10 protein-coding genes are annotated in these 8,427 nt (G+C 32.5%); all 10 read left to right on the top strand.

Features of this window, described 5'->3' with window-relative positions; all coding sequences use genetic code 11:
* The first annotated feature begins 10 nt into the window (after positions 1 to 10).
* The 10 genes from pyrF to ACFOW1_RS09795 all read left to right on the top strand — a co-directional run bounded on the left by pyrF (position 11) and on the right by ACFOW1_RS09795 (position 8,221).
* A complete protein-coding gene (gene pyrF / locus ACFOW1_RS09750) occupies positions 11 to 865 on the top strand; it encodes an orotidine-5'-phosphate decarboxylase (protein ID WP_379013930.1) in 855 nt (284 codons plus the stop codon).
* A gap of 273 nt (positions 866 to 1,138) precedes the next feature.
* The gene (locus tag ACFOW1_RS09755) at positions 1,139 to 1,891 is read left to right on the top strand and encodes a hypothetical protein (RefSeq protein ID WP_379013932.1); all 753 of its coding nucleotides are present in this window, start codon (positions 1,139 to 1,141) and stop codon (positions 1,889 to 1,891) included.
* Between the two features lie 191 nt (positions 1,892 to 2,082).
* Positions 2,083 to 2,313, top strand: coding sequence for a hypothetical protein (locus tag ACFOW1_RS09760; RefSeq protein ID WP_379013933.1), 231 nt, complete (start codon positions 2,083 to 2,085; stop codon positions 2,311 to 2,313).
* 57 nt (positions 2,314 to 2,370) lie between these two features.
* On the top strand, positions 2,371 to 4,326 hold the full coding sequence (locus ACFOW1_RS09765) for a DEAD/DEAH box helicase (RefSeq protein WP_379013934.1): 1,956 nt from the start codon (positions 2,371 to 2,373) through the stop codon (positions 4,324 to 4,326).
* 44 nt (positions 4,327 to 4,370) lie between these two features.
* Positions 4,371 to 4,781 carry a hypothetical protein gene (locus tag ACFOW1_RS09770; RefSeq protein ID WP_379013936.1) on the top strand — a complete coding sequence of 137 codons (411 nt, stop codon included), beginning with the start codon at positions 4,371 to 4,373 and terminating at the stop codon, positions 4,779 to 4,781.
* Positions 4,782 to 4,810: 29 nt separating this feature from the next.
* Positions 4,811 to 5,506 (top strand): hypothetical protein, encoded by a 696-nt coding sequence (locus ACFOW1_RS09775; protein WP_379013938.1) that lies wholly within the window; start codon positions 4,811 to 4,813, stop codon positions 5,504 to 5,506.
* 285 nt (positions 5,507 to 5,791) lie between these two features.
* Positions 5,792 to 5,959 (top strand): SPFH domain-containing protein, encoded by a 168-nt coding sequence (locus tag ACFOW1_RS09780; RefSeq protein ID WP_379013939.1) that lies wholly within the window; start codon positions 5,792 to 5,794, stop codon positions 5,957 to 5,959.
* A complete protein-coding gene (locus tag ACFOW1_RS09785) occupies positions 5,925 to 6,746 on the top strand; it encodes an SPFH domain-containing protein (protein ID WP_379013940.1) in 822 nt (273 codons plus the stop codon). The genes ACFOW1_RS09780 and ACFOW1_RS09785 overlap by 35 nt, the downstream gene beginning before the upstream one ends.
* A 68-nt stretch (positions 6,747 to 6,814) precedes the next feature.
* On the top strand, positions 6,815 to 7,804 hold the full coding sequence (locus ACFOW1_RS09790; protein WP_379013941.1) for a tetratricopeptide repeat protein: 990 nt from the start codon (positions 6,815 to 6,817) through the stop codon (positions 7,802 to 7,804).
* A 114-nt stretch (positions 7,805 to 7,918) separates the two neighbouring features.
* Positions 7,919 to 8,221 carry a hypothetical protein gene (locus ACFOW1_RS09795; RefSeq protein ID WP_379013943.1) on the top strand — a complete coding sequence of 101 codons (303 nt, stop codon included), beginning with the start codon at positions 7,919 to 7,921 and terminating at the stop codon, positions 8,219 to 8,221.
* Positions 8,222 to 8,427: the final 206 nt, after the last annotated feature.

Here is an 8,427-nt window from a genome sequence, read left to right on the forward strand (position 1 = left end):
TTTTTGCGGCATGAATAGGCAAGCCTTAGTACAAGCAATCGCAGCAAAACAATCGTATTTGTGTGTAGGTTTAGATACCGACATTACCAAGCTTCCAAAGCACTTACAGCAACACCCCAATGCAGTGGTTGAATTCAACAAAGCCATTATTGACGCTACGAAAGATTACTGTGTAAGCTATAAAATGAATACCGCTTTTTACGAAGCTATGGGTTTAAAAGGCTGGGCAGCCATGGAAGAAACCCTCCATTATATTCCCGATACCCATTTTAAAATAGCCGACGCAAAGCGAGGCGATATAGGCAATACCTCTAGCCAATATGCCAAAACTTTTTTTGAAACATTGCCCTTTGATGCCGTTACTGTGGCGCCTTATATGGGCGAAGACAGTGTACGCCCTTTTTTAGAATACGACAATAAGTTTACCATTGTTTTGGGCTTAACGTCTAATAAAGGGGCGAATGATTTTCAAAAATTAATCGTTAGCAATACCTCAAACGATAACAACCTTGTACCAACCCTTTTACAGGGCAACACAGCCGAATATTTGTACAAAAAAGTATTAGCCACCATTGCACAATGGGGCACAAAAGACAACCTCATGTTTGTGGTAGGCGCTACACAAGCTAGCGATTTAACGGCTATTAGAGACATTGTGCCAGATCATTTCCTGTTGATACCAGGCGTAGGCACACAAGGCGGCAGCTTAGAAGATGTGAGCAAGTTTGGGTTAAATAAAGATGGTGGCTTACTCGTTAATGCTAGCCGAGCCATTATTTACGCTAGCGGTAAAGAAGATTTTGCCTCAGAAGCCGCTGAAATAGCGAAGCAATACCAAGTAGAAATGCGTGGTTATTTGCAATAATAGCTACTCTCTGCGCTATCGCTAATATGTGTACATATTATTGAAAATTAAGTATTACGTAAGCCAATAAGGGCGTAAGTCTTCGCAAGATGGTCTCATTGATTGTAGGGTATTTTGCAATGATAAGTCGCTTTTATTATTTAGACGACTGCAAATAATTCATTAAAATTTTTATTTTCTGCATTTTTTGCCAATATAAATACTTTTTAATAAAAAATATTTTCTTAGTTATAATTTTATCTCATATTTTAGTGTGATATAAAATTATAATTTATGTCAAAAGAAACATTAAAACGTAGCTACAGCGCCAAAGATGCTGTCATGCTTACCACGCTCTCTGTTATCCTACAAAATGCAGAAGACCACCTCCCCGAGCTAACCGCCGAAAATGAGAACTGGAATGCCAAATTAATTAGTACCCTAAAAGCTAGGGTAGACAAAGATTTTACAGACATTTTGGGTATCGACCCTAAAAAAGACCAACGCGAAGCCACCGCTATTGTTAGAGCCATTCAGGCAGAAGCTTTGCCAATATTATCAACCGTGCATTTACGATTAAACATGGCTGTAAAAGACGCCACAAGACGAAGTGAATTGCTTACCCAACTCGGTTTTGCAGCCTTTGGCAAAAAAGCACAGGCAAAAGACCAAATAGCTTTAATAGAACTATTATCACAGTTTAAAACCAACTTAACCGCCAAAGTAAAAGCAGAAATAACAGCTAGTAAAGATATTAAAGCCGAAATACTAGATACTTTATTAGGCTTTGCCGATACCTTTAGCAAACAGAATATTACCCAAGAAATCTATAAAGGTACTAGCAAAGAAATAACTACCGAAGGCGTTGCTGCCCTTAACGCCACTTATAAATCTGTAGTGACAGATTTTTCTAAACTAGTGCTAGACTTTTATAGAAAGCAGAAATCTGCCAAGAAAAGTTTGTTTAGCTTTTCTACCATTAAAAAAGCGGTACATAGCAGCGGACACTACCATACGCCACCACCGCCACCTACCACACCTAAATAGCTTGCTGTTTACGGGCTTTCAAAATGTGGGCGAGGGTTTCAAAGCTTTGTTACAGGTACTGTTTGTGATAACAGTACCTGTTTTTTATAAACCTTAACAGATGTATGCAAATAGATTGCAAAATGTATTTGTAGCTTTGTAAACACTACCACTTTAGCAACTGAATACCTACAAAGCCAACTGCCACAACCATGATATACCTCTCAATTATTAGCTTCTTCATCTTGTTTGTAATTATTGGCAATTTCTTTAACAATGGCATTAATACCATGACTGTTGCCATACAAACTAAATGGCTACGCATTACCCTTAAAGCCATTTTAAAAATTGTTACCCTTTGCGCTTTGGCAATTGGCTTTATTACTATGATAATTTTAACAGTAGTGGTGAACACAGATACGAGTGATAAGAAGAGAAAGTAACATTTATGATAGCGGGTATCTTTTGATTTTAAACTAATAACTAAAGCTATAATAATTATGACTTTATATCCATATCAAATAGATGTTGTAGATAATATATTTAGAGCTTTTGAAACAAATAAAAATGTTATGGTTCAAATGCCTACTGGGACAGGTAAAACTCACGTTTTCTGTGAAATTATAAAAAGAGAACGAGATTTATTTTTTACTAAAGGCACTGAACAAAGAAAGAAATTAGGAATTTTATTATTGGTACATAGGAAAGAATTACTGTCGCAGGCTCAACAAAGGCTCATACATTTTAAAATACCTTGTGGAAGAATAATAGGGGGTGAAATAAATAACAATGAAGCATGTTTTGTCCAAATTGCAATGGTTCAAACTCTAATTAGGAGAGCTACAAACGAATGGCCAAAAAATGTTTCTTTAATAATTGTTGATGAAGCCCATCATGTAAACGCTAAATCTTACAGAACGATAATACAATTTTATGAGAAACAAAATGCTAAACTTTTAGGTGTTACGGCTACACCCATTAGGTTAAATGGGGAAGGGTTTAGAAGTTCATTTCAGATTCTTGTAAAATCTTTAACAATCAAAGAGTTTATTAAAAACGGCGACCTTGCTAGCTATAAGCATCTCGCTACTTCGTCACCTGATTTAAGAAATGTAAGAATTGATAAAAAAACTCAAGACTATGATGAAAGCGAATTGACAAGCATAATGATTGATGAAAGAATTATGGCAGATTTAATTGAAAGCTATGAGAAATATGGCAACAACAAAAAGTCACTTGTGTTTGCTGTAAACATTAAACATGCAAATGAAATAGAAAGCCGGTTTAATGCAAAAAACATTAAAGCCAAAAGTATAAGCAGTAAAACAAACTTAGCAGAAAGGGAAGAAATAATTAAAGAATTTAAAAATGGGGAATTTAATATTCTAATCAATGTTCAAATATTCACTGAAGGTTTTGATTGCCCAGAAATCTCAATTGTGCAACTTGCTCGTCCAACTAAATCATTAGCCCTTTACATGCAAATGGTTGGAAGAGCAATAAGAAAAAAGCCTGATGGTTCATCTGCATTGATATTAGATAATGCAAAACTTTGGGAAACGCATGGTTTAGTTAGCCAAGACAGAGAATGGACGCTTGATGGTGTAATAGTAAGTAATAGAACTAAAACAATTATTGATGAAAAAAGCGGAGAAGTAAAAGAAGTTGAAACACCTATGGAATTAATAGGCTTAGGAATGAAAGAGGTGGATGAGCAAGTCACTAAGATAATAAAAGAGAAGAAAACTAAACATACAAGCAACATATATGATGGTGATGCTAACTTAAAAGTGAATTTTATTAAAAACTCAGTTAAAGAGAGAATCGATACATTGAAACTAAAAGATTATAATGAAATAGTTATTAATAAGTTACGAAAAGAAATACTAAGTCATTCGCTCTCTAACTTTTTTATAGAGTTTGAGTCTGAAGATTTTTTAATAAAATCCAATATAAATACTAGAAAAAAACGTTCAGAATGGAATCTTTCGAACTATAAGTACAGTATCATTCAAAATGGCTATGTTCTTTTTTCACACGATTTTTTAAAAACTAGCCTAGAACTTAATGAGTCACTAACTAATACAACATATTTGGATAATTATTTTAATCAAGAAGTTTCCATAGCAAACATTTTTGAGGACACTTTCAAAATGTTTTTTTCAATCTATTATAAGTTTTATCACCCTGATACTAACAATTTATTTAAATATAACTATCATAAAAATGGATTTACAAAAATAAAATCAGGAGTACCTTTTTTCCTGAGAATAGTCTCACCAGTCTATGAAATTAACTTTTCTGATTTTGATTTGAATATGATTTATAAAAGAACTTTTAATGCAAAAGTCGCTATCAATAATCAATCAGAATTTTTTAAGCATATTTCTGAAAATGAGCAAAAATTATTTCAATTCAAGCAAAAGGTAAAAGAAGTATTGCAATTCTTCAATTAATGCTATAGTTCAATATCTTAATATTCATAGTAAAAAATCAAATTATGCAACAGGAAACAATCATTAAAATTGAGGAAACAGAAGTGAAAAGAATTCAATCGTTGATTGGCATTCAACTATCAAACATATTTATAATAAAGAACTCTAGAAAGTTTAAATATGAAGATACAGTACAATTTCAATTTAATAATAGAGCGACAATTGATGTGAGATTAAATAACACAAACCAAATTAACTCTAACAACGCAGATATCTATTCAAAATTGATATGGAATAAAGCCTTTGAAGCTCATAAAGAAGAATTTGAAATGTATTTGAGCGAAAAAAACTTATCGGAAGTAAAAATTATTCCTTATGGAAACAAAGTACTAAAAATTGAATATCCTAACAATATTAATAAATATGTCACTTGCTATTTTGAAAATGATAGATGGAATTTTAAAGATTGCGAATAATTATTCTATTATTTTTTTTATTCTTTATAATGCCCCTAAACTTTCCTATTGGCAAAACTAGTAACGATACGTTAGTGGTAAAAGATGTAACGAGCTTACCGCATTTATTTGTATCGGTTAGTAATGCAAGGCAATTACAAATATTGTTACAACAAGTCATTCAGCAAATAGCGCATTGGCAACTAACCAATAAAGTTCAACTAGCTATTGCATTAAATAATACCAATAACACTATAGATAATGCCATAATAGCGCAAGCATTACACACCATGCTTTACAACCAAGAAGAAGCGCAAATGAGTAGCAGTAAAGATGCGTTTGTTACTGGGCTTTATAAAGAAATGCTAGACAGATTTAGGCAGCGGAAAAAGGCAAAAAACAAGTCTATTAACTTTCCTTACCTTATAGTGGTAATAGATGAATTGTTTCACTTAGTGCTTACCCGTAAAAAGCAAACGGGCTTGTATTTTTTGCAGTTATTAATTCTTGGTCACGAGGTAAACATCCACATCATAGCTGCATCTGCTAGCACTTACCGTAATTTATTAATACAACTTGTGCATTTGCACCCAGGTATTGAGCAGCAATTAAATAGCAACAAATTACTTGGCGGTAGAGCAATTATAAAACCACTTGGGGCAGAAATGGTAGTAACACCAGATAGCTTAATATTCTTTAAAACAATAGACACACCTATTTACGAGCGCTATTTTCCTATATTGTAGGATTATTGTTTTTCAAAGTAAAGTGTAGTGCTTTCAAAACACTGGCGAGTATTTCAAAATAAAAAAAAGTGCTTTCAAAATGCTGGCGAGCGTTTCGAAGGAAAGATCGGTGCTTTCAAAGCTTTAGCGAGCATTTCAAAGAAAAGATTTGTGCTTTCAAAAATCTGGCGAGTGTTTCAAAGGAAAGATTGATGCTTTCAAAATATTAGCGAGTATTTCAAAAGAAATAATTGTAGTTTTAAAGTTCTTGCAAGAGTTTTAAATAAAAGCATAAATTAAATCGAAATGGATGTAATTGAATTTTTAGATAATAGTGGAAGTGTATTAGTCAAAAGGATTCCAGATGACGGATACTTGGAGATAATTTGGGGGTCACAACTAACTGTCAGAGATACCCAAGAAGCTGTTTTTTTTAGAGATGGAAAAGTATTTGACATTTTCGGTGAGGGTTAGGCATATTTTAAAAACACAAAATATACCTCTAATCGGTAAGTGGATAACTTCTTTAGGTTATGGCAAGAATTCACCATTTAGAGCTGAAGTTGTTTTTGTTTGCAAACAATTATTCGTAAATCTCAAATGGGGAACACGAGAACCAATTTTGTTTCGTGACACAGAATTAGAAGTTGTTCGCTTGCGTTCATTTGGAAGTTATTCTATTCAAATAAATGACACAAGATTATTTGTAAAAAAGGTAGTTGGAACAAAAGGATTGTATACTAAAGAATCAATTGAAGAATACTTAAAAGGGATTATTGTTTCTAAACTCAACACTATTTTAGGCAATGTGTTAAAGTCTGTTTTTGACATTTCAAAAAGAATTAATGAATTAAATCTAATTTTACATACTGAATTGCAAATTGATTTTAAAGCCCTTGGTTTACAAATCCATGACTTCTATATTCAGTCAATCTCAGTTTCTGACGATGTTCAAAAAATGATTGATGCTCGAAGCGGGATGGAGGCAGTAGGTAATCTTGATCATTATATGAAGTTTAAAATTGCAAATGCATTCGGGAATGTCACAAATAACTATGATGAAATTGGTACATCATTAGGATTTAGTATGGGGCTTGGAATGGGAATAATGTTACCAAACTTAATAAATTCACTCCCTCAACAAGCAAGTAATGGTAGTATTTCAGATAAAATCAAGAAACTAAAAGAACTTCTCGATTTTGGTGCCATTACTCAAATAGAATTTGACAAAAAGAAAAACGAGCTTTTAAAGCAATTGTAACCTACCAAATAAGTTACTTAAAATTATTTAGTGATTAGATTTTAATACAACAAGTAAAATAATAGCACATGAAAGTAAACTGTTCAGCTTGCGGGGCACTAAATGAAACATTTGATAATAAGTGTCAATACTGTAGTAGCTCCTTGAAAATTGAAACTAACAGCTTTGAGAATAAAATTAAAGTGTTAAATCAACAAGGAAATAAATTTAAATTAGCTGAAATTGCTTTTGAAGGTGAAAATTACGATGAAGCAATAAGCTATTATAACGCTTGTCTAGAAATAGACCCCGATTTCTTTGAGGCTTGGTATAAAAAAGGACTATCTCAATTATTTTCGTCAACAGTTGGAAAGCTTAATTCAAACCAATGTGTTGCCACCTTAAAAAGAGCATTGAATTCAGCACCTAATAGAAAATCCATGTCAATGAGAATTTCTAAAGAAATAATTCCTTTTTTAAATAATTATACTAATATTATAATTAATCATTTCTCTAAATTTGGTCCGGAACATATTTCATTTATGGTAGATCGTAAAGCTCAATCAACGATTTTTTTAATTGATTTTTGTAATTTAAGCGAGAGTCAATTGAAATTTTTATTTGAAGACTATAAAAATCTACACAAAGGAATTAAAAAAGCAGCAATTTCTGGAATTGCAGCAAGAGGTGGGCGTGTTGATAAAAATAATAGTGTGGCAGTTTATAATCAGATGTATAAAGTAATCGAATCTCTAGGAGATAGCTTATTAAAGCATGTGATAAAATTCGATCCACAAGCAAAAAAAATTAGCAAGACGGAATGTTTTATTGCAACAGCTGTTATGGGGAAATACGACCACCCTGTAGTTCTTGACCTACGATTTTTTCGAGACGAATGGCTACTAAAGCGAAAGTGGGGGGCTGAATTCACAAGTTGGTATTATACCCATGGACCTGGCATAGCAGACTTAATTGAGAAGTCCAGTCTTTTAAAAAATATCACATTTATTTTTATAATTAAACCCCTTCATTTGGTTTCAAAATTTTTAACTAATTTTAAGATAAATCAAAATATTTGAAATTAAACTAATTTATATAAGGAAATAATATACTACAGATAATTAAACCTTTTGGAATAAGAATTAAGTTTTGGAACGTTAAACCTTCTATAGTTAAACAAAATAAACTTGAAAATGGAATCATTAAATAGCCTAAAAGGCATAATATCATCAAAAAATATCGAAGATCTATCCTCTAAAAAAGAAAAATTTGAAGAGGAAATAAATACGATGAAAGATAGATACATATCTTTCTTTCAACAAAAACCAAATGATCAGCCAGAATACATCAACCTCAAGTTTGTAGATAATCAAATGACTAATGAGGGAATTCTTAGTTCTGAATTTGAGGTAACTTTCTCAAATGAACTTCCAAATAATCTTATGAAAGATTTTATACAACTTGTTGCTCCATTGATTACAGTTTTTGGGAGATAGCCCTGCTCTACGAAACCCTGCTCTACGAAACTTGTAGTTTCGTAGTTGCATTGTATTGCCTTTGGCAATGATGTTTGTTGCTAAAAGCAACTAAATAGCTATTGCGAAACTGCTAGTTTCGCAGAGCGTTGCGATATTGTGTAAGCTCCCCTGAATCTCGCTCATTTAAAAGTTGACAAAAATGTTAACTTTAAATGACCGATATG

Source organism: Parasediminibacterium paludis (assembly GCF_042651445.1).
Taxonomy (GTDB): Bacteria; Bacteroidota; Bacteroidia; order Chitinophagales; family Chitinophagaceae; genus Parasediminibacterium; species Parasediminibacterium paludis.

What these genes read in the sequence shown, in the direction of transcription:
- pyrF (WP_379013930.1), top strand. Translation starts at nt 11, where the DNA reads ATGAATAGGCAAGCCTTAGTACAAGCAATCGCAGCAAAACAATCGTAT.
- ACFOW1_RS09755 (WP_379013932.1), top strand. Translation starts at nt 1,139, where the DNA reads ATGTCAAAAGAAACATTAAAACGTAGCTACAGCGCCAAAGATGCTGTC.
- ACFOW1_RS09760 (WP_379013933.1), top strand. Translation starts at nt 2,083, where the DNA reads ATGATATACCTCTCAATTATTAGCTTCTTCATCTTGTTTGTAATTATT.
- ACFOW1_RS09765 (WP_379013934.1), top strand. Translation starts at nt 2,371, where the DNA reads ATGACTTTATATCCATATCAAATAGATGTTGTAGATAATATATTTAGA.
- ACFOW1_RS09770 (WP_379013936.1), top strand. Translation starts at nt 4,371, where the DNA reads ATGCAACAGGAAACAATCATTAAAATTGAGGAAACAGAAGTGAAAAGA.
- ACFOW1_RS09775 (WP_379013938.1), top strand. Translation starts at nt 4,811, where the DNA reads ATGCCCCTAAACTTTCCTATTGGCAAAACTAGTAACGATACGTTAGTG.
- ACFOW1_RS09780 (WP_379013939.1), top strand. Translation starts at nt 5,792, where the DNA reads ATGGATGTAATTGAATTTTTAGATAATAGTGGAAGTGTATTAGTCAAA.
- ACFOW1_RS09785 (WP_379013940.1), top strand. Translation starts at nt 5,925, where the DNA reads ATGGAAAAGTATTTGACATTTTCGGTGAGGGTTAGGCATATTTTAAAA.
- ACFOW1_RS09790 (WP_379013941.1), top strand. Translation starts at nt 6,815, where the DNA reads ATGAAAGTAAACTGTTCAGCTTGCGGGGCACTAAATGAAACATTTGAT.
- ACFOW1_RS09795 (WP_379013943.1), top strand. Translation starts at nt 7,919, where the DNA reads ATGGAATCATTAAATAGCCTAAAAGGCATAATATCATCAAAAAATATC.